We start from the raw sequence: 18,478 nt of genomic DNA, 5'->3' as shown, positions 1-18,478 counted from the left end.
GCCATCCGGACAGTGTGCCCGGATGGCCCTTGCTGTTTGTGGTGGCCGTTTCTGTGTCAGGCCGTGCGCCTGAGGGTCAGCAGCACGTGCCCGTCGTTTTGCTGGCCGGCGTGCAGCAGGCGGCAGCCGGCTTCTCGGCAGCGGGGACGGGTACGCAGCAAGCACCTGCGGCCGGGGCTTTGTCTGCCTCATTAAATACCGGGATATTGCCGAGGGTATGGAAATGCTCCCAGGCGATGCCTTGCGGGTCGGTCACCCAGTGTTTTTCACTGCGGGCATAGCAGCAGCTGGTACTGCCTTCGTCCAGCAAGGCCATGTCGGCAGATTCGGCACGCTGCTTCAGCGCCGCCAGTTCAGTGGCATCGTCTACCTGAAACCCGAAATGGTCCAGGCCAGCTTGGGTGCCGCGGGTGGAAATGGCAAAGTTCACGCGCGGGTCATCCAGCATCCACTTGGCGTAATCGGCTTCTACCCGCGCCGGCTCGGCGGCAAACAGTCTGGAATAAAAAGCGATACTTTTTGCCAGGTCGTCCACGTGGACATGAACATGGAATCTTTTCATCAGAAACTCCTTTCAGCACTTGCAAGTGGTGGTGCTGTTGTCAGGGCATGCACTGCCCTGACAACAGTTCTCGGTCAGGTATCCCAACAGCGCGCTCATGGTGTCGAACGAGGCACGGTAAATCAGGTTGCGGCCTTGTCGCTCCTGGCTGATCAGACCGGCAGAAGCCAGTTCTTTCAGATGGAACGACATCGTATTGGGGGCAACCTCCAGCTGGCTGGCCAGGTCACCTGGCGTCAGGCCGGTATTGCCGGCCACCACCAGTGCCCGGAAGATTCTCAGCCGGATGTTTTGCGCCAGCGCCGCGAGGGATCGGATTACGTCATTTTCTGTCATGATCTTACTATACAATATTTCTGGAATTATTGTATAGTAAGATGGTGCTATTGTTAAAAGATGACCCCCGCCTTGCAGGTTGCGAGCCGGACAGATGTTCTGCACAAAAGGAAGCCATATGCCGTCAGTCGTCAGATTACTGGATCATCCCACCAAATACTTGTTCTTTACCGGTAAAGGAGGTGTGGGCAAGACCTCGGTATCGACCGCAACGGCCATCGCGCTGGCGGACGCCGGCAAACGCGTGTTGCTGGTCAGTACCGATGCGGCCTCCAACCTGGATGAAATGCTGGGCATTACGCTCAGTAACCAGCCTGTGCTGGTGCCGGGCGTGCCGGGGTTGCAGGTGCTGAATATCGACCCGGACGCAGCCGCCCAGGCTTACCGTGCGCGGGTGGAGGAACAGATGGGGGCGACGGCCAGCGCTGACGAGGTCGCTACCGTGCGCGAGCAGCTCTCTGGTGCCTGTACCACCGAAATTGCCACCTTTGACGAGTTTTCCAGCCTGCTTTCCCGAGGGGGCGAGGCATATGACCACGTAGTGTTTGATACGGCCCCGACCGGCCATACCCTGCGGCTGCTCAGTTTGCCCAAGGCATGGAGCGGTTTCCTGGCGGGGAACGACCGGGGAGCCTCCTGTCTTGGTCCGCATTCCGGCCTGAAAATGCAGGAACAACTGTTCAACCAGGCGCTCCTGATGCTCAATGATGCCGCCATGACCACCATGATACTGGTCACCCGTGCCGAAAAAGGGGCGATTGACGAAGCTGCACGCTCTGCGCTGGAGTTGGCAGAACTGGGGCTGACCCAGCAGCGGCTGGTGATCAATGCGGTATTTACGGCCAGCCGGCAGGATGATCCGGTGGCCGTGGCAATTGAACGGCTCGGCCAGCAAGCACTGGCGGCCATGCCGGCCTGTTTGCGACAACTGCCGACAGATGTCATCCCCATGCGCCCGGTGGATTCGGTTGGCCTGCCCGCGCTCCGTGGCTTGCTGACGGGGGATGAAGCTGGGCTGGATACCCCGAAGGCGATATCGTCCGGACAGGATGACCATCCGGGTCTCCAAGCGCTGGTGACCGACCTTTGCCAGCGTGAGCGCGGCCTGATCATGGTGATGGGCAAGGGCGGGGTAGGTAAAACCACCATTGCCGCAGCGCTGGCATTAGGGCTGGTGCGTGCAGGCAAAACGGTACACCTGAGCACCACCGACCCGGCCGCCCATCTGGCCGAGACCCTGAACGGGGAGGTTCCGGGCCTGAGCGTGGGGCGGATAGACCCCAAGGCCGAGACGCAGAAGTACATCGACAAGATTGTGGCGGCCCGCTCGCCGCAGCTGACTGAAGAAGAAATTGCCCTGCTGCTGGAAGATCTGCGCTCCCCGTGCACGGAAGAGGTGGCGGTATTTCATGCGTTCTCGCACGTGGTGTCGCAGGCCAGAAGCGCCTTTGTGGTGCTGGATACAGCCCCTACTGGGCATTCGCTGCTACTGATGGATGCCACCGGTGCGTATCACCGGCAGATGATGCGCGAGTTCGAGGGCAAGGGATCTGGCAATATCGTGACGCCGCTGATGCGCCTGCAAGATGCTGACTATACCCGCATCATCCTGGTGACCCTGCCGGAAGCCACGCCGGTGTCACAGGCGGCTGCGCTGCAAGCAGACTTGCGCCGTGCCAGCATCGAGCCGTTTGCCTGGGTGGTCAACAAATCGTTGCTGGCCACTGACACCCAGGACCCCCTGCTGCGTGCCCGATTGGCGGGCGAACGCAAACAGATGACGCGCATCACCGCGCAAACCCGGCACGAAGTTTATGTCGTACCTTGGACACCCGAACCGCCAGTTGGCGTTGCCGCGCTGGCAGACCTGCTGAAGGAACGTCATGAGGGGGCGTGACGTGTCACGACGGATCAAGGTAAATGACATGCCGGACACAGGGCGAACTGACTTTTGAGATAGCTCAGTCAATCCATCCGTGATGTGTGCCATAATCTGACCGGGCAGTACACATAAGATTCATATACTGGATAAACAAGGGAACGGGCTATGTGGTTTGGGGCAAAAAAACAGCAACAACAGAATGTAGAAACCGAGCAGTTAAAAGTACAACTGGCAGAGCGTGAGCAGGCGCTGGCCGCTGCCATTGCCAGAGCCGATGCCGCGGCTCAGGAGGCTGCCAATTGCCGTGCAATGGCAGAAGACATGCAGAAACTGGTGCAGAATCTTCAGTCGTTCGGCATGTCGATTACTGAAACCCAGACTTCACTGGCTGACCTGGCCAATGCCATGCGCAACCAGAAATCCCAGGCCGTCGAGGCACAGGACCTGTCCGAGTCCGGCCGCGCGGCGGTGCAGGAAATCGCCAGCCGCCTGGCCACGTTGGCCAGCAGTTCCAGTCAGGCCGCTTCCCAGGTAGGCACGCTGGATACCCGAGCCCAGGCCATTAGCGGCATTGTGCAGCTGATCAAGGAAATTGCCGACCAGACCAACCTGCTGGCGCTGAATGCGTCCATCGAAGCGGCACGTGCGGGCGAGCAAGGGCGCGGTTTTGCAGTGGTCGCCGATGAAGTGCGCAAACTGGCCGAGCGCACCACCAACGCCACCAGCGAAATTTCCACCCTGGTATCGCAGATCAGTATCGAGAGCAAAGACAGCCGCAACAGCATGGAATCGCTGGCGAACGAAGCCGGTACCTTCAGTCAGGAAGGCCAGCAGGCCGCCGAGATCATGCACAAGCTGTTTGAAATGTCGTCCGGCATGGAGCTGACCGTATCTGCTTCTGCATTGCGCGGGTTCTGCGAGCTGGCCAAGGTAGACCACCTGCTGTTCAAGTTCCGCGTGTATCAGGTGCTGTTCGGCTTGTCTAATGATGCAGAAAGCAGCTTTGCCTCGCATACCGAATGCCGTCTGGGACAATGGTATTATCAGGGCGAAGGGCATGCCTGTTTCTCGCAACTGAGCGGTTATCGCGAGCTGGAGCGCCCGCACGAGAAAGTGCATCATGCAGCCCAACTGGCCGTGCGCGCCAAGCATGCCGGTCGTTCGGAGGAGATGCTGCACGCCTTGCAGGACATGGAAGCAGCCAGCATGGCGGTGATCCAGAGTCTGGAGCAAATGGCCGACAACGGCGAAAGCCATCCAAACCTGCTGTGCATGCATGAAGGCAGCCACAGCCACTAAGACCCGGCTGTTGTCACCTAACAAAAAACCCCATGTCACGTCTGTGCATGGGGTTTTTTATTGTCCTTCGTAGGCCGGCTTGGGCAGGCTCAGGCCTGCAGGCCTTCAAAACAGACGTGCAGCATGTGCGTGACAATGTCGTCGGTACCGAGTTTGCTGTACAGCTGCAAAAACTCCACGGCCGGGTCGCAGGTGCGGGAGTAATAACTGAACAAAATCACGTCTACCGGTAGCGCCGGGTTGAGGTCGCCCGCTTTCTGGGCGGAGGTGATGAATTTCTCGATCTGGCCATTGAGCTTCATGACCCGCATCACGTACTTGAGATTTTTCATCAGCATCTCGCGCACTTGCGGGCTGGTGGATGGCAAGAACGGCATGCCGCCTTCCAGCCGGACCCGCAGGGCCCATTCCAGCAAGGCCGCCAGTTTCTGCTTGGCAGACAAGTCAGCCGGCATGTCCGCCAGAAACGCCAGTGCGCCATCTATCAGGCGCACCATGGCTTCGCCCACCAGATCGTCCTTGGACTTGAAGTGCTTGTACAGGCTGGGTTTGGAGATGCCCACTGCATTGGCCACGTCATCCATGGTCATCAGGTCGAACCCTTTGCCAGACAGAATGCGGGTGGTTGCGTCCAGGATGGCATCTTCACGGAGCCGGAAGGCCTGGTCCTTGAAGCTAAGCTTGCCGAGTAAGCCCATGTTTATACCCTACGGTAAAAAAAGTTACTGATCAGTAGATTTTATTATTGGTTGGTAGTAATCTTAGCACCAGAGGCATGAAGCACCCAAATAAATTTGCAACCGCATCCCCATTTTCAAAGGCCCGGCATGTTGAACCAACGTCAGCGCATTGCAGTGATCGGCTCCGGCATTTCTGGTTTGGCCAGTGCCTACTTTTTGAACCGTGGTCACGAGGTGACCCTGTTTGAAGCCGGGAATTATCTGGGCGGGCACACCCACACGGTGGACGTGACGCTGGACGGGGTGACGCATCCGGCAGATACCGGTTTTCTGGTTTTCAACCAGCACACCTACCCCAATCTGATAGCCTTGTTCGCGGAACTGGCAGTGTCCAGCCACGCTACGGACATGTCGTTTGGCGTGTCGATGGACCAGGGGCATCTGGAATGGGCGGGTACCAATCTGGATACGGTGTTTGCCCAGCGACGCAATATGCTGTCCCCCAGGTTTCTGGGCATGCTGCGCGACATCCTGCGCTTTAATGCGGCCGCAGCACAAAACCTGAGCGACAGCCTCGTATCCGGCATGACCCTGGGGCAGTTGCTGGATGCCGGCCGTTACGGCGAGACCTTTCGCCATGCCTATCTGCTGCCGATGGCCGCTGCCATCTGGTCCAGTTCCCCGCGCGACATCCTGGCGTTTCCGGCCAGTACCTTTCTGCGCTTTTGTATCAACCATGCCTTGCTGCAGGTGAATAACCGTCCGCAATGGCAAACCGTGCAGATGGGCGCCCGTGAATACGTGAAGAAAATTGCGGCCACCTTGCCAGACATTCGCCTCAATACCCCGGTGGTCTCCGTGGACCGGCAGGCTGGCCAGGTCAGGGTACGTACCGCTACCACGACCGAGCTGTTTGATGCGGTAGTCATGGCAACGCACGCACCGGATACCTTGCAGATGCTGGGGGACGCCAGCGCAGCGGAAGCCGCCGTGCTGGGCGCGGTCAAGTACCAGCCCAATCTGGCCGTACTGCATACCGACAGCCAGCAACTGCCCAAGCGGCGCAAGGTCTGGTCGGCCTGGAATTACCTGGGCGGAGCCGAGGTGGCGGGCGAACGGCCGGTGTGCGTCAGTTACCTGCTGAACCAGTTGCAACAGTTGCCGTTTGCGCAACCAGTGGTGGTGACGCTCAACCCGTTTACCCCGCCAGACCCTGCCCGGGTCATCGCACGTTTCGAGTATGCGCACCCGGTATTTGACCAGGCCGCCATTGATGCACAGCAACAGCTACCGACTATCCAGGGCAAGCACGGCATCTGGTTTGCCGGTGCCTGGACCGGTTACGGTTTCCATGAAGACGGACTGAAATCTGCGCTGCGGGTGGTGGCCGACTTTGGCATGGCGCCCGAGTGGGCGAGGGTATGACATGAAGCCCGCCGCCATCCTCATCCGTGGACAGGTCATGCACCACCGCTTGCGGCCGGCGGTTAACCGCTTTGTGTATCCGGTGTTTTGCGTGCGGCTGAATCTGGACCGGCTGAATGAACTGAGCAGCCGGTGGTTCGGGGTGAACCGCTGGCGGCCACTGAGTATCCGTACCGCCGATTACGGGCCAAGAAACGCGACGCCGCTGGCAGGCTGGATGCGCGAGGTCCTGACCCGCGAAGGTGTCGTGGTCGATGGCGAGATCTGGCTGCAAACCTTCCCGCGGGTACTGGGGTTTGTGTTCAATCCGGTCAGCTTCTGGTTTTGCCATGACCGGCAGGGTGGGCTGAAGGCCGTGCTGGCCGAGGTCAACAACACCTTTGGTGAACATCACCATTATCTGTTGACCGCCCCCGGTGGCGAGCGCATTCACAACGACACTGTGCTGCTGTGCCGCAAGCTGATGCATGTATCACCCTTTTGCCCGGTAGAAGGCCGGTATGCGTTCCGGTTCCGCGAGTCTGCCGACCACAGTTTTGTCGGTATCGACTATCACGACCGCAATGGTCTCTTGATCAAGACCTCGATTGGGGGACACAAACAGCCGTTTGCCGCAACCTCGCTGCGACAGGCCTTCATGACCCAGCCGCTGCTGACGCTGGGGGTCGTGGCCCGCATTCATTGGCAGGCCTTGCGACTCTGGTTGAAGAAAGTCCCTTTTTTCCGCAAGCCCGCGCCGCCGGTGCTGCCGTTTACCAAAGGAGATGACGCGTGAGCCACTCTCAAACCCTGTCTGCGATACCGCGACAACTGCCCGCTGCGGCAAGATTATTCCTCAATCTGTTATCCCGCCTGCAATGCGGCCACCTCCAGCTGGTGACCCCGCAGGGGGAATACCTGATGTTTGGCGATCTGCGGGAGCCGCCGAGCGCGGTGCTCCGCATTCATGACTGGCGGGCGTGCAGCCGGCTGATGAAAGCAGGGGATATTGGTCTGGCCGAGAGTTACGCCGCGGGCTGGCTGGATAGCCCGGACCTCACTGCGGTGCTGCGGCTGGCGCTACGCAACCAGCACGTACTGGACCGGATGATTTTTGGCGGCAAACTATCCACCCTGTGGTACCGGCTCAAGCACCTGCTGCGCCCGAATACCCGGCAAGGCAGTCGTCGCAATATTCATGCGCATTACGATATCGGCAACGATTTTTACCAACTGTGGCTGGACCCCAGCTGGACGTACTCCAGCGCGCTGTTTAATGGCGATTACCGCCAGAGCCTGCAACAGGCGCAAGAGGCCAAGTACCAGCACATGATCGATGCACTGGGACTGAAGGCGGGCGACCGGGTGCTGGAAATCGGCTGCGGCTGGGGTGGCTTTGCCCTGCATGCTGCCCGGCAAGGCATCCATGTGCACGGGGTTACCATCTCTCCGTCACAGCTTGTCGTTGCCTGGCAACGCGTGGCGGAGGCGCAGTTGCAATCGCTGGTGCGGCTGGAAATCTGCGATTACCGCGACATCGCCGGCCAGTATGATGCCATCGTCTCGATCGAGATGTTCGAGGCCGTCGGTGAGCGATTCTGGCCGGTATATTTCCAGACACTGCATGACCGCTTGAAACCGGGCGGCAAAGCCATGGTCCAGAGCATCACCATTGCCGAAGCCTGCTTTGAACGCTATCGCAGCAGTACCGACTTCATCCAGCAATACATCTTCCCCGGGGGCATGTTGCCGACCCCGCTACGGTTTAAGACCGAAGCCGGCCGGCACGGCCTGAACGTCCACAGCCAGCTTCATTTCGGGACGGATTACGCCGAGACGCTGCGCCGCTGGCGCGACGGGTTTGAGCAGCATCAGGAGATCATCCGGCAGCAGGGTTTTGACGAACGCTTCATGCGCATCTGGCGTTTGTACCTGTGCTATTGCGAGGCTGGTTTTGACGAGGGCAGAACCGATGTCGTCCAGTTCTTGTTGCAAAAGGCGTAATCCGCTCTGGTGGCTACTGTTGCTGTGCGGCCTGTCACTAATGCCGGCCGCCGCCAACAGCTGGCGAACGGATTTGCCAGCGGCCACACTGGTCGGATCGGGCGAGCTGAGCTGGCTGGGGTTTCGCATCTACACCGCCAGGCTATGGAGCGAGCAGAAACCGTTTGCCCCCGACAAGCCATTCGCACTGGAACTGACCTACCACCGCAGTATTTCTCGCAGCCGGTTTGTGGATACCAGCCTGGCGGAAATCCGCCGACTGTCTGCCAACCGCTACTCGCCTGAACAGCTCAAGCGCTGGGAGGAAGAGATGCAGCGCGCGTTTATTGATGTAGAAGCCGGAGACCAGCTGATCGGCATGTACCTGCCTGGCATCGGATGCCGTTTTTACAGCCGGCAACAGGTGCTGGCCGAGATTCGCGACCCGACATTTGCCAATGCCTTTTTTGCCATCTGGCTGGATGAACGCACCAAAGACAGCCGGCTTCGTGCGCAGCTGCTGGGCCAAGGACCATGAACACCGGCAAGGCTGCCTATGCCGCTTACGGGTTGATGGGGTTGCCGCTGGCCATGGTGGCGTTGCCGGTCTACGTGCAGATTCCCCATTACTACACCAGCCAGCTGGGCGCCTCTCTGGAAGGGACGGGGGTGGTGCTGTTTGCGGCCCGCTTGCTGGATACCTGCCAGGACCCGTGGCTGGGCCGGGTGATTGACCGGCAGACACGATTGACCCGCTGGCTGGTTCTGGCCGCCATGCTGATGGTACTGGCGTTTGCCGGACTATGGTTGCCGCAGGTGAGTGGTGCGGCGCTGGTGGGCTGGCTGGGGGTGATGCTGGCGCTGGTGTATACCGCGCACAGCATGCTCAACATCGCCTATCTGGGCTGGGGGGCCAGTCTGGCCGATCCGGCCGGTTTGTTACGGGCGGCTGCCTGGCGAGAGCTGGCCGGGCTGGTGGGCGTGGTGGTGGCCAGCCTGCTGCCGGTCTGGCTGCTGGCACGGCCCAATCCGGTCCCCGGGCTGGTGTGGTATTGCAGCCTCTTTGGCGTTTTGCTGGCCACGGCCGTGTGGTTGCTGATCCGGCATGCGCCGGGCCGGGTAGCTTCCCGCACCGTCATTGCCGACAGGTGGCAACCGTTCCGGCTGCCCGGGTTCCGCCGGCTGCTGCTGCCGTATCTGCTCAACGCCTTGTCGGTTGCCATTCCGGCCACGCTGGCGCTGTACTTTATTGACGACCGCCTGCAGGGTGCTGCCTGGTCGGGCGTGTTTCTGGGCTGCTATTTTGCCGCCGCCATGGCCGGTTTGCCGCTGTGGCTCGCACTGGCCCGGCGCTGGGGTACCTTGTGTACCTGGCGGCTGGGCATGCTGCTGGCCTTGCTGGCGTTTTGCGGCGCCAGCTGGCTGGGGGCTGGTGACCTGGTGGGTTACGGAATGGTCTGCGTAGCCGCCGGGCTGGCGCTGGGGGCCGATCTGGTCTTGCCGCCGGTGCTGCTGGCGCAAACGATACCGGCCAACCAGCCGACGGCGGCCTTTTACGGGATCTGGACCTTGCTGGGCAAACTGGCGCTCGCCCTGGCCGGCCTGACGCTGCCGTTACTGGGCGCGCTCGGGTATCAACCCGGCCTGGGGCAAGGACTGGCGGCGCTCAGCATCCTGTATGCCATTGTTCCGTGCGTCTGCAAGCTGGGCGCGTTGCTGTTGTTACGACGTATTTCCGAACCGGAGGCACTATCATGAGAAAACTGTTACTCGCCCTGTGCACACTGCTGGGTGCCTGTGCCGGGCCCAATGTGCAGCAATACCGGCAGGCCGAACCAAAGCTCGACCTGTTGCAGTTTTTTGAAGGCACCACCGATGCCTGGGGCATGTTCCAGAAGCGCGGCGGCGAGGTGTCCAAACGCTTTCATGTGGTGATTACCGGTACCCGCAAGGACAACCAGCTGGTACTGGACGAGCGCTTTAGCTATGACGACGGCAGCAAGCAGCAGCGGGTCTGGACCCTGACACCCGCCGGTGACGGCAAGTGGCGGGGCACGGCGGCCGATGTGCTAGGCGAGGCCGTCGGTGAGGTGGCCGGCAATGCGCTCAACTGGCGCTATACCCTGTTACTGCCGGTCGATGGCAAGACCTACGAAGTACAGTTTGACGACTGGATGTACCTGATGGACAAAGACAGCATGCTCAACCGGGCCAGCATGCGCAAGTTTGGCATCGAGCTGGGGCAGGTGACGCTGTTCTTCCGCAAAAGGGGGCCATGATGTGGTCCGCCCTGAATCCGGAACTGCCTGTATTGCAGGGTAAGCGCGTCTGGCTGGTCGGAGCCTCCAGCGGCATCGGGGCGGCACTGGCCAGACAGGCCCTGGCGGAGGGCGCGCAGGTGATCCTGTCCGCCCGCCGGCAATCCGCACTGGAGACGGTAGCAGCCGGCCACCCGCAGGCCTGGGTCATGCCGCTGGATGTGCTGGACCCGCAAGCCTGGACGGCGGCTTATGCAAGTATCAAGGCACGCTGGGACGGCATCGACCTGATCGTGTTCTGTGCGGCAGATTACCGGCCCGAACGCAGCTGGGAGGTCGCACCGCAGCAGGCCTGGCAAACCCTGCAGGTCAACCTCGCCAGCGTGTACACCGGCCTGGCGACGGTTCTGCCGGACATGCTGGCCAAAGGGCAGGGCGGGATCGGGCTGATTGCCAGCGTTGCCGGTTACATGGGCTTGCCCAATGCCACGGTATATGGCCCCAGCAAGGCGGCGCTGATCAACCTGGCCGAAATTCTCTATACGGATCTGCACGGCAAAGGTCTGGCGGTGTATCTGGTGAATCCGGGGTTTGTCAAAACCGGGCTGACCGCCAAAAACGATTTCAGCATGCCCGCGCTGCAAACCCCAGAGCAGGCCGCCCGGGAAATCTGGCAGGGTATCCGCCGCGGCCGGTTTGAAATCCACTTTCCGCGACGCTTTACCCGGGTGCTCAAAGTGCTGCAACTGCTTCCGTACCGCTGGCGGTTTGCGTTATTGTCACGGCTGCTGGGCTAGGCTTTGCGGCCAGCCCGGCCTGCGCGGATGCACGATGCAGCCTATCCACCACCCCACAGGGAAAAACATGCCACTGGACGCTTTGCTGCAATGGTTTACCCGGCTGACGCCTGAATCGCTCGACCAGCTCACTGCATGGTATGCCCCCGATGCCCGCTTCAAGGACCCGTTCAATGAAGTGACCGGCACGACGCATATCCACGCCATTTTCGCGCACATGTTTGTGGCCACAGACAATCCACGCTTTGTGATACACGATACGCTCGCGGAAGGCAGCCAGGCGTTTGTGACCTGGACCTTTCATTTTGGCCTGCGCGGCAAGGCATACGTGGTGCAAGGCGCAACGCATTTCCGCTTTGGGGACGACGGGCGGATCACCGAACACCGCGACTACTGGGATGCGGCCGAAGAGCTGCTGCAAAAGCTACCGCTGGTGGGCGCCCCAATACGCTGGTTGCGCCGGCGGCTGGCCACGCCCTTGCCGGCATGAGGTGACGCCATGCCCGGTCGCTGCCGTACCGCGGTTGCATCTGGCCGTCGGATATCGGGTAAAATACGGCCCCGATAACGATACACCCGGTGCGGGTCTGGCGAGGCAGGCAGCAAGATGGCAAAACTCTACTTCCGGTATTCGGCCATGAATGCCGGCAAATCGACCGTGCTACTGCAGGTAGCGCACAACTATGAAGAGCGTGACATGTCGGTACGCCTGTTCACGGCCGCCGTGGATGACCGCAACGGTGTGGGCGTAATTGCATCGCGGCTTGGGGTGTCGCGTCAGGCCGAGGTGTTTGATGCCCACACCGATTTTGTCCGCTCGTTACAAGATGTACGGGCGGATTGTGTGTTGCTCGATGAAGCGCAGTTCCTGACGCCAGATCAGGTACGGCAATTGCATCAGGTGGCCCACCGCTTGGGCATGCCGGTGATCTGCTATGGCCTGCGTACCGATTTTCTGGGAGAACCGTTTGCCGGCGCTGCGTACCTGCTGGCATTGGCCGACGACCTGGAAGAAATGAAAACCATCTGTCTGTGCGGCAAGAAAGCCACCATGAACGGCCGCATCAATGCGCAGGGCGTGCGGGAAACCAGCGGCGCCCAGCTGGAAATCGGCGATAACTCGCGCTACCGCTCCATGTGTCCCAAGTGCTATTACGGGTTCAGATCCCGTCACTTCCGGTTTGTCAGCCGCCACCAAAACAGCCAGTTTTTTACTGGCTGTTTTTTTGCATAAAAAGTTAACAATCTAAACGGTATAAATCGTTTAGATTGTTAGGGTAGGTAAATGCACAAAAGGACAAACACATGACTGCAAAAAAACCGGTAACGCCTACCCAGGCAACCCCCGTCAAGAAAACCGCCCCGGCAACCAGCACCAAACCGGCGACTGCCAAACCGGCCGCCACCCAAAGCAAGCCCGCCGCGTCTGCAGCCAAACCCGTCGCAGCCGCCAAGCCAACTGCCAGCAAGCCGCCTGTGGTTGTAAAACCGGCAACCGTTTCTGCGCCTAAACCGGCCAGTACACCAGTGGCCAAGGCTGCTACGCCTGCGGTAGCTGTTGCCAAACCGGCTGTCGTTGAGGCCAAAGCCCTGCCAGCCGTGACGGTCACGGAAGAAAAAGCTCCTAAAACGCGCAAGCAGGCGGCCAAAAAAGCCAAGCCGGTCCGCGACAGTTTTACCTTTCCAGAAGCCGACTACGCCTTGATCGGGGCGCTCAAGCAGCGCGCACTGGCTGCGGGTCATGAAGTGAAAAAGAGTGAAGTGCTGCGCGCAGGGCTGGCGGTGCTGAATGCCATGAATGACGCCGAGTTGCTCAAGGTCTTGTCACGGGTCGAACGCATCAAGACCGGTCGCCCCGGCAAGTAAGCATGGGCCAGGCATTGTCGGTTTTGGCAAAAATGTAAATTTTCGCTAAGCCACCAGGTCTGGCACGGTATGGGGGCTGCAAAATGCTATGATTCATGCATCCCCCGTCTTTTGTTGTGTCCGCCCATGTCCCTCAAGCTATCCACTGCTGCATCGCCAGTTGCCATCACGTTGCGGGACGATGGCATTGTCTGCGTGGACTATGGCAAGAACCCGTTGTTGTCCGGTGCGGCGCTGATGGAGATCGTGCAGCGACGAAAAGCCCTGTGTCCGTCTCCAACGCCCGTACTGGTGCGGATAAACGGCCGCCCGGTGATGGACGGCACATTGCCGGCAGCGTTGCGCTCGCCCGACTACTGCCAGCTGACGCTGGCAGTCGCCTATGTCACCGACAGCTGGTATGTACGCAAGCTGCTCAATACGCATCTGACCATTGATGCCCCGCCATACCCCCTGTTTGTCTTTGAGCATGAAGACGAAGCGGTTACCTGCCTGACCCGCTATCTGCCAGGCAAGTAGCGGCTCGCCCTGCTTGCTTCGCACTGGGCAAAGTAGTGCTGCAGGTCCATCCACAGCCCTTGCGATTCAGACGCCACCCGCGCCTTGCCCGATGCCACCAGGCCGGCTATGCTGGGTGACATCGCGTGGGGACCGTCTCTGTACGGGCACCACATATACCCTGACAGCACGGATGGACAGGCGGCCTCTCTTGTTACTGAAAACCTTATTCCTGTTTGTATTGACGGCGCTGGCCGAAATCACCGGTTGTTATCTGCCGTGGCTCTGGCTGAAAAAGAACGGACCGCTATGGCTGCTGTTGCCCGCTGCGCTGAGTCTGGTGGCGTTTGTCTGGCTGCTAAGCCTGCACCCTGCGGCCAGCGGGCGCGTGTATGCTGCCTACGGTGGTGTTTATGTGGCGACGGCGTTGCTGTGGTTGCGGTATGTGGACGGGGTAACGCTGACGGCGACGGACTGGATCGGTGCTTCGATGGCATTGGCCGGCATGGCGGTGATTGTGGCGGGTAGCTGGAAATGAAGCCGGATGCGGGTGGGCATATCGCCACCCTCATCCGCTGATGACGGTCAGGCGTGATGCACCAGCCAGCCCGGCAGTTCGATGCTGTCGAGCATGTTTTTCAGGGTCAGCCCCAGCTCGGTATCGCCTTCGATCTGCAACCGCCGCTGGAAGAACAGCGTATCCGGGTCTTCTTCGCGGCGCAGCAGCTTCAGGTAGTCTGCCGTGGTGGCGGTAAATGTCACATCACCCGCTTCGCGGGTCGGGCAGGTCACAAAGCGCTTGCCGTTCCAGCCCAGATGCGTGGTCAGGTTCAGATCAGATATATGTACGCACACATGCTTGCCGGTCAGAAACGTCCAGTCCTGGTTCAGTTTGCCGCCCAGGCGGGCCAGGTTCAGCGCAGCCACCATGGCGTCCGATGGCGGACGTTTGGGCAGCAGGCGGATCAGCTGACGTAGCGGCGCCGTCAAACGGCGGGTGGTGTTATCCGACATGATGTGTCTCCTTGTGGGCTTGACCTGCAACCTGTTGAATGCCCGGCTGTCCGTACCAGTAACCGTCGCACAGGCCGCTTGGTGCCAGGCGGTCCAGTTCGTCCAGCGCCGCTGTGTGCGGGCCGCCGTTCAGCGCTTGCTGGTACAGGTCAATGATGCGGGCGGTGTGCTGCGATTGCGGGCTGATGCGCAGATAGTGCACGTTCATCACGTCCAGTTCCGGCATCGTCCCCAGCAGCTGGTGGCTGGCGGCGGACTGCGTCTGAATGCCGTTCATGCACAGAAAGGCCTGATCGTCGCGGGTATCCAGCTGCATGCCGTCCGGATGCTCCAGGCAGCGGAACTGGCAATCGTCTTTTTTCAGGTTGTAATGACGCGCGGTAAAACAGCGGGCGGAAAACGCCAGCGGCAGCCGTCCGTAGGCAAACAGTTCGGTTTCCAGCCCGTCCGGCAACGAGGGCAGCAAGACCGACAAGCGGGCCTTGGTCATTTCGACCGGCGGTACCCAGCGCCTGGCGCCCTGGCTGGCCACATACGAGAGCGAGCCGAGGTTGTACAGGTTCAGGTGCGGGCCGGCCACAAACGGCAACTTGTTGGCCACCAGCCCCAGTGCCCCCATGTCGTTGACTTCGACCATGAAGTCGGTCTGGTCACAGAATTTGCGCAAGGCTTTCAGGTCGCTTTCGGATTCCAGCAGCGCCTGGCAGGATAACACCACCTGCTTGCCGGCGGCGCGCAGATCAGCGGCCAGCGACAGCCAGTCTGCGCTGCGCATCTGCTGGCGGCGGCTGCACACCACTTCGCCCAGGTAAATGGTATCCACCGGGGACTGGGCCATCTCGGCATAAAAAGACAGGACATCCTGACGTGGCCAGAAATACTGCAGTGGCCCTAGGGAGAGTTTCATCATCGGTACACCTTATTTCCAGGGGCGGCTATACGCGCCCAGTGTCTGTTGCTGGCCTTCGGACAATTTGCCCAGTGCCTGTTGCCACGGTGCCTTGACATGGAAGCGGCTGCCTTCGGTCACGGCGCTGTCGATGGCCGCCCGCAGGGTCTTGGTGACTTCGGCCACGTAGGCCGGGCTGCGTTGGCGGCCTTCCACCTTGATGGCAGAGACGCCAATGCGCAGCAGGTCCGGCAGTACCGACATCACGTTCAGGCTGGTGGGTTCTTCCAGCGCGTAATAGGTTTCGTCGTTGACGTTAAAGCGGCCCTTGCACAGGGTCGGATAACCGGCATTTTCATCCGGGGCGTAGCGGTCGATCAGAATGCCGCTCAAGCGCGCATCCAGTCCGTCTGGCCCCGGTTGCCAGCGCACGGCTTTGGCAGGGGAGCATACGCCGGCGGTATTGGGGGATTCACCGGTAGCGTAAGACGATAGCAGGCAGCGGCCTTCCACCATCACGCACAGACTGCCAAACCCGAATACTTCGATTTCCACCTTGGTATTCTGGATAACGTGCTCCACCTGGGGGATGGTCAGCACCCGCGGCAAAACGGCACGTTCGATACCAAAGGCGTCACGGGCAAAATTGATGGCTTCGTAATTGGTGGCAGACCCCTGTACCGACAAATGCCGGCGCAGACCCGGGTGAGTTCTGGCGGCATAATCCAGCAAGCCCATATCCGCCATGATGACCGCATCCACCCCCCAGCTGGCGGCGGTATCCACAGCGCGCTGCCAGGTTTTCTCTTCGCCCGCCTGGGCATAGGTATTGATCGCCATCAGCACCTTGCGGCCCTTGGCATGCGCATAGCGGATGCCTTCCTTGGCAGACTGCACATCAAAGTTCAGACCAGCAAAATTACGGGCATTGGTGGCATCTTTCAGCCCCATGTAAACCGCATCCGCCCCATGATCAATGGCTTGTTTCAGGGCCGGCAGGCTACCGGCCGGGCAGACCAGTTCGGGTTTGACAGACATGTGTATTGACTCCGGATTCAGCATGCCCAGAGGCTATCACAGCGGTTTTTTCGGGTTGTTTGTTATAGGTCAAGAAAAGCAAATGCGCCTGTGTAAGCCGGTCAAAGTTTGGTCTTATACTGCAGTGACTGAGTAAGTTAGTCGGGTTTTAACATCATGAAATCGCTATTCAAAACATTGAGCACCTTTAGCAGTGCGCCGCACCGGATGATGTTCTTTGTCGGGGTCGTGCAGACGCTGTTGGTCATGCTGTGGTGGGGCGCTACGCTGGGTGGCCGGTTCGGCTGGTGGCCGCCGTTACCGGAAGGCGTGAGCTCGCACGAAGGCCATCTGGTGCTGATGCTGTACGGCCTGTTTACCCCCTTCTTCTTCGGCTTTCTGTTTACCGCCGGCCCGCGCTGGATGAACGTCGACCCGCCTGCTGCACGCGTGTACATTCCCATGGCGCTGGGCTGGGTTGCCTTTGCCATCCTGACCTATGCGGGGCTGCTGGCCGGCAAGCTCTGGCTGGTGCTGGCGTTGCTGACCTGGCTTGCCAGCATGCTGACCGGCACGGTCTGGTTCGTCCGGCAAACCCGGGCCAGTCCGGCGGCCAACAAGCTGCACCCGTACAGTGCCTCTGCCGGTCTGGTGGGCGGTTGCGTGTCGGCTATTCTGACGCTGGCCTGGCTGGCGACCGGTAAAGCCTTGTGCCAGACGCTGGCGATCCAGTTCGGCGTCTGGGGCTATCTGATCCCGGTATTCCTGACCGTGGCCCATCGCATGGTGCCGTTCTTTACCATGAGCGTCATTCCCAGCATTACCCCCTGGCGTCCGGACTGGATGCTGAAAAGCTGGCTCGGCTTGTCCCTGCTGCATGGCGCCTTGCAACTATTGGGCGATAGCGGCTGGCGCCTGCTGGCAGATGCACCGATGCTGGGGCTGGCGCTGTATACCAGCTACCGTTGGCAGGGTTGGCGGAGCCTCGGTACCCCCATTCTCGCCATGCTGCATATCGGTTTTCTGTGGCTGGGCATCGGTTTTGCCCTGTTTAGCGTGCAGGATATCGGCCATTTTGCCGGGGTCAGCCTGTTGGGGCTGGCACCGTTCCACGCCATTACCATTGGCCTGATGTGCTCACTGCTGCTGGCCATGGTCACGCGTGTCACGCTGGGGCATTCTGGCAACAAGCTGGTGGCCAATCGCAGTACCTGGGTCATTTTCTGGGTATTTCAGGGGTGTGTGCTTAGCCGCATGCTGGCCGAGATACTGCCGGGCAACTATGCGGCATGGCTGGGCTTGTCTGTCAGCCTGTGGCTGCTATGTTTTGGCTTATGGGCGAGCCAGTATGCCACCATCTACTGGCGGCCAAGGGCAGATGGCGCAGCGGGGTAAGGGTCAGGCAGCAGAAGACAGATGATCTTCCGCTTGAGGTTCGCAGACGTGATAACCCTGCTGGATCAGTTCCGGAATGGCGCAGCTGACATTGACCCCTGCCGGGAACAGCAGCTCCTCGGAGTCGAGTACGGTACGCAAATGCAGTTCACCCAAAGCGCTCAATAGCTGGGCTGGCAGCTGTTCCAGCCCCATATTGTTATGCATTACCAGCCGGATCTGCCGGCTGTTAACGTCTTCGTAAACCTTCACCTTCATGACACTTGTTTCCTGTGTTAACCGGTATGGCTTATGTAAGCAGACATCGCTGAAGCATCGGCGCAATTCATTTGGTGAAATAATTGCCCCGTTTCTTCATGCTAGATGGAAAGATTCCTGCTGACAAGAGGTTTCGGGCCGCACGGGGCGTAAATCCCGGTCATTCAGGAAAATGCATGGGAAAAGGCAACATGGCTGGCGGGTTGCTGCGCGGCATCGCCGTCCATGTCATGCCAGTGTCTGTTCACCAGACCGGCCGATGTGGTAAGCGCACCCTTCTTGACGCAATGATTATCTTACCCACTTGACATGTGCTACGCTGCTGTCCGGACTCGACCAA

Annotated in this window: 22 protein-coding genes; 15 read left to right on the top strand and 7 right to left on the bottom strand. The window is 60.1% G+C overall.

Going from position 1 to position 18,478, the window contains the following annotated elements:
• Positions 1–76: 76 nt before the first annotated feature.
• Both F552_RS0115860 and F552_RS0115855 read right to left on the bottom strand, forming a co-directional pair.
• Positions 77–562, bottom strand: coding sequence for an ArsI/CadI family heavy metal resistance metalloenzyme (locus F552_RS0115860; RefSeq protein ID WP_018152748.1), 486 nt, complete (start codon positions 560–562; stop codon positions 77–79).
• A gap of 12 nt (positions 563–574) precedes the next feature.
• Positions 575–898, bottom strand: a complete 324-nt coding sequence (locus F552_RS0115855) for an ArsR/SmtB family transcription factor (RefSeq protein ID WP_018152747.1) — start codon at positions 896–898, stop codon at positions 575–577.
• Positions 899–1,016: 118 nt separating this feature from the next.
• On the opposite strand from F552_RS0115855, the gene arsA reads away from it, so the two are divergent.
• Together arsA and F552_RS0115845 are read left to right on the top strand one after the other, a co-directional pair.
• Entirely contained in the window at positions 1,017–2,795 is a 1,779-nt protein-coding gene (arsA, locus tag F552_RS0115850; RefSeq protein WP_018152746.1) for an arsenical pump-driving ATPase, read from the top strand.
• A 150-nt stretch (positions 2,796–2,945) separates the two neighbouring features.
• A complete protein-coding gene (locus F552_RS0115845) occupies positions 2,946–4,079 on the top strand; it encodes a methyl-accepting chemotaxis protein (protein ID WP_018152745.1) in 1,134 nt (377 codons plus the stop codon).
• Between the two features lie 89 nt (positions 4,080–4,168).
• Here F552_RS0115845 and F552_RS0115840 read toward each other — a convergent pair whose 3' ends face one another.
• Positions 4,169–4,777: a TetR/AcrR family transcriptional regulator gene (locus F552_RS0115840; protein WP_018152744.1), complete on the bottom strand. Its 609-nt coding sequence runs from the start codon at positions 4,775–4,777 to the stop codon at positions 4,169–4,171.
• 129 nt (positions 4,778–4,906) lie between these two features.
• Here F552_RS0115840 and F552_RS0115835 point away from each other — a divergent pair, with 129 nt between their 5' ends.
• The 12 genes from F552_RS0115835 (at position 4,907) to F552_RS0115780 (ending at position 14,103) form a co-directional block, all read left to right on the top strand.
• A complete protein-coding gene (locus F552_RS0115835) occupies positions 4,907–6,184 on the top strand; it encodes an NAD(P)/FAD-dependent oxidoreductase (protein WP_018152743.1) in 1,278 nt (425 codons plus the stop codon).
• Position 6,185: 1 nt separating this feature from the next.
• The gene (locus tag F552_RS0115830; protein WP_018152742.1) at positions 6,186–6,959 is read left to right on the top strand and encodes a DUF1365 domain-containing protein; all 774 of its coding nucleotides are present in this window, start codon (positions 6,186–6,188) and stop codon (positions 6,957–6,959) included.
• The gene (locus F552_RS0115825; RefSeq protein ID WP_018152741.1) at positions 6,956–8,167 is read left to right on the top strand and encodes an SAM-dependent methyltransferase; all 1,212 of its coding nucleotides are present in this window, start codon (positions 6,956–6,958) and stop codon (positions 8,165–8,167) included. Before F552_RS0115830 ends, F552_RS0115825 begins: the two co-directional genes overlap by 4 nt.
• Positions 8,136–8,684, top strand: coding sequence for a chalcone isomerase family protein (locus F552_RS0115820; RefSeq protein WP_051078335.1), 549 nt, complete (start codon positions 8,136–8,138; stop codon positions 8,682–8,684). The genes F552_RS0115825 and F552_RS0115820 overlap by 32 nt, the downstream gene beginning before the upstream one ends.
• On the top strand, positions 8,681–9,904 hold the full coding sequence (locus tag F552_RS0115815; protein ID WP_018152739.1) for an MFS transporter: 1,224 nt from the start codon (positions 8,681–8,683) through the stop codon (positions 9,902–9,904). Before F552_RS0115820 ends, F552_RS0115815 begins: the two co-directional genes overlap by 4 nt.
• The gene (locus F552_RS0115810) at positions 9,901–10,425 is read left to right on the top strand and encodes a DUF3833 domain-containing protein (RefSeq protein ID WP_018152738.1); all 525 of its coding nucleotides are present in this window, start codon (positions 9,901–9,903) and stop codon (positions 10,423–10,425) included. Before F552_RS0115815 ends, F552_RS0115810 begins: the two co-directional genes overlap by 4 nt.
• Positions 10,422–11,201, top strand: a complete 780-nt coding sequence (locus tag F552_RS0115805) for an SDR family NAD(P)-dependent oxidoreductase (protein WP_156802350.1) — start codon at positions 10,422–10,424, stop codon at positions 11,199–11,201. The genes F552_RS0115810 and F552_RS0115805 overlap by 4 nt, the downstream gene beginning before the upstream one ends.
• Before the next feature lie 67 nt (positions 11,202–11,268).
• Positions 11,269–11,691 (top strand): nuclear transport factor 2 family protein, encoded by a 423-nt coding sequence (locus F552_RS0115800; RefSeq protein WP_018152736.1) that lies wholly within the window; start codon positions 11,269–11,271, stop codon positions 11,689–11,691.
• Between the two features lie 117 nt (positions 11,692–11,808).
• Positions 11,809–12,435, top strand: a complete 627-nt coding sequence (locus tag F552_RS0115795; RefSeq protein ID WP_018152735.1) for a thymidine kinase — start codon at positions 11,809–11,811, stop codon at positions 12,433–12,435.
• 71 nt (positions 12,436–12,506) lie between these two features.
• Positions 12,507–13,067: a hypothetical protein gene (locus F552_RS21005; protein ID WP_018152734.1), complete on the top strand. Its 561-nt coding sequence runs from the start codon at positions 12,507–12,509 to the stop codon at positions 13,065–13,067.
• A 126-nt stretch (positions 13,068–13,193) separates the two neighbouring features.
• Entirely contained in the window at positions 13,194–13,586 is a 393-nt protein-coding gene (locus F552_RS0115785) for a DUF7793 family protein (protein ID WP_018152733.1), read from the top strand.
• A 172-nt stretch (positions 13,587–13,758) separates the two neighbouring features.
• Entirely contained in the window at positions 13,759–14,103 is a 345-nt protein-coding gene (locus tag F552_RS0115780; protein ID WP_033375679.1) for a YnfA family protein, read from the top strand.
• A gap of 47 nt (positions 14,104–14,150) precedes the next feature.
• Here F552_RS0115780 and ubiT read toward each other — a convergent pair whose 3' ends face one another.
• The 3 genes from ubiT to ubiU are packed head-to-tail and all read right to left on the bottom strand — an operon-like array spanning position 14,151 to position 16,506.
• Entirely contained in the window at positions 14,151–14,579 is a 429-nt protein-coding gene (ubiT, locus tag F552_RS19610; protein ID WP_018152731.1) for a ubiquinone anaerobic biosynthesis accessory factor UbiT, read from the bottom strand.
• On the bottom strand, positions 14,569–15,489 hold the full coding sequence (locus F552_RS19605; protein WP_018152730.1) for a U32 family peptidase: 921 nt from the start codon (positions 15,487–15,489) through the stop codon (positions 14,569–14,571). Before F552_RS19605 ends, ubiT begins: the two co-directional genes overlap by 11 nt.
• Positions 15,490–15,498: 9 nt before the next feature.
• Positions 15,499–16,506 (bottom strand): ubiquinone anaerobic biosynthesis protein UbiU, encoded by a 1,008-nt coding sequence (ubiU, locus tag F552_RS0115765; RefSeq protein ID WP_018152729.1) that lies wholly within the window; start codon positions 16,504–16,506, stop codon positions 15,499–15,501.
• Between the two features lie 156 nt (positions 16,507–16,662).
• Here ubiU and F552_RS0115760 point away from each other — a divergent pair, with 156 nt between their 5' ends.
• The gene (locus F552_RS0115760; protein ID WP_018152728.1) at positions 16,663–17,880 is read left to right on the top strand and encodes an NnrS family protein; all 1,218 of its coding nucleotides are present in this window, start codon (positions 16,663–16,665) and stop codon (positions 17,878–17,880) included.
• Between the two features lie 3 nt (positions 17,881–17,883).
• Here F552_RS0115760 and F552_RS0115755 read toward each other — a convergent pair whose 3' ends face one another.
• Complete coding sequence (locus F552_RS0115755; RefSeq protein ID WP_018152727.1) at positions 17,884–18,138, bottom strand: hypothetical protein; 255 nt, start codon at positions 18,136–18,138, stop codon at positions 17,884–17,886.
• Positions 18,139–18,478 lie beyond the last annotated feature (340 nt).

This window comes from Leeia oryzae DSM 17879 (assembly GCF_000376945.1).
GTDB lineage: Bacteria > Pseudomonadota > Gammaproteobacteria > Burkholderiales > Leeiaceae > Leeia > Leeia oryzae.
This window is presented reverse-complemented; position numbering and strand designations above follow the sequence as displayed.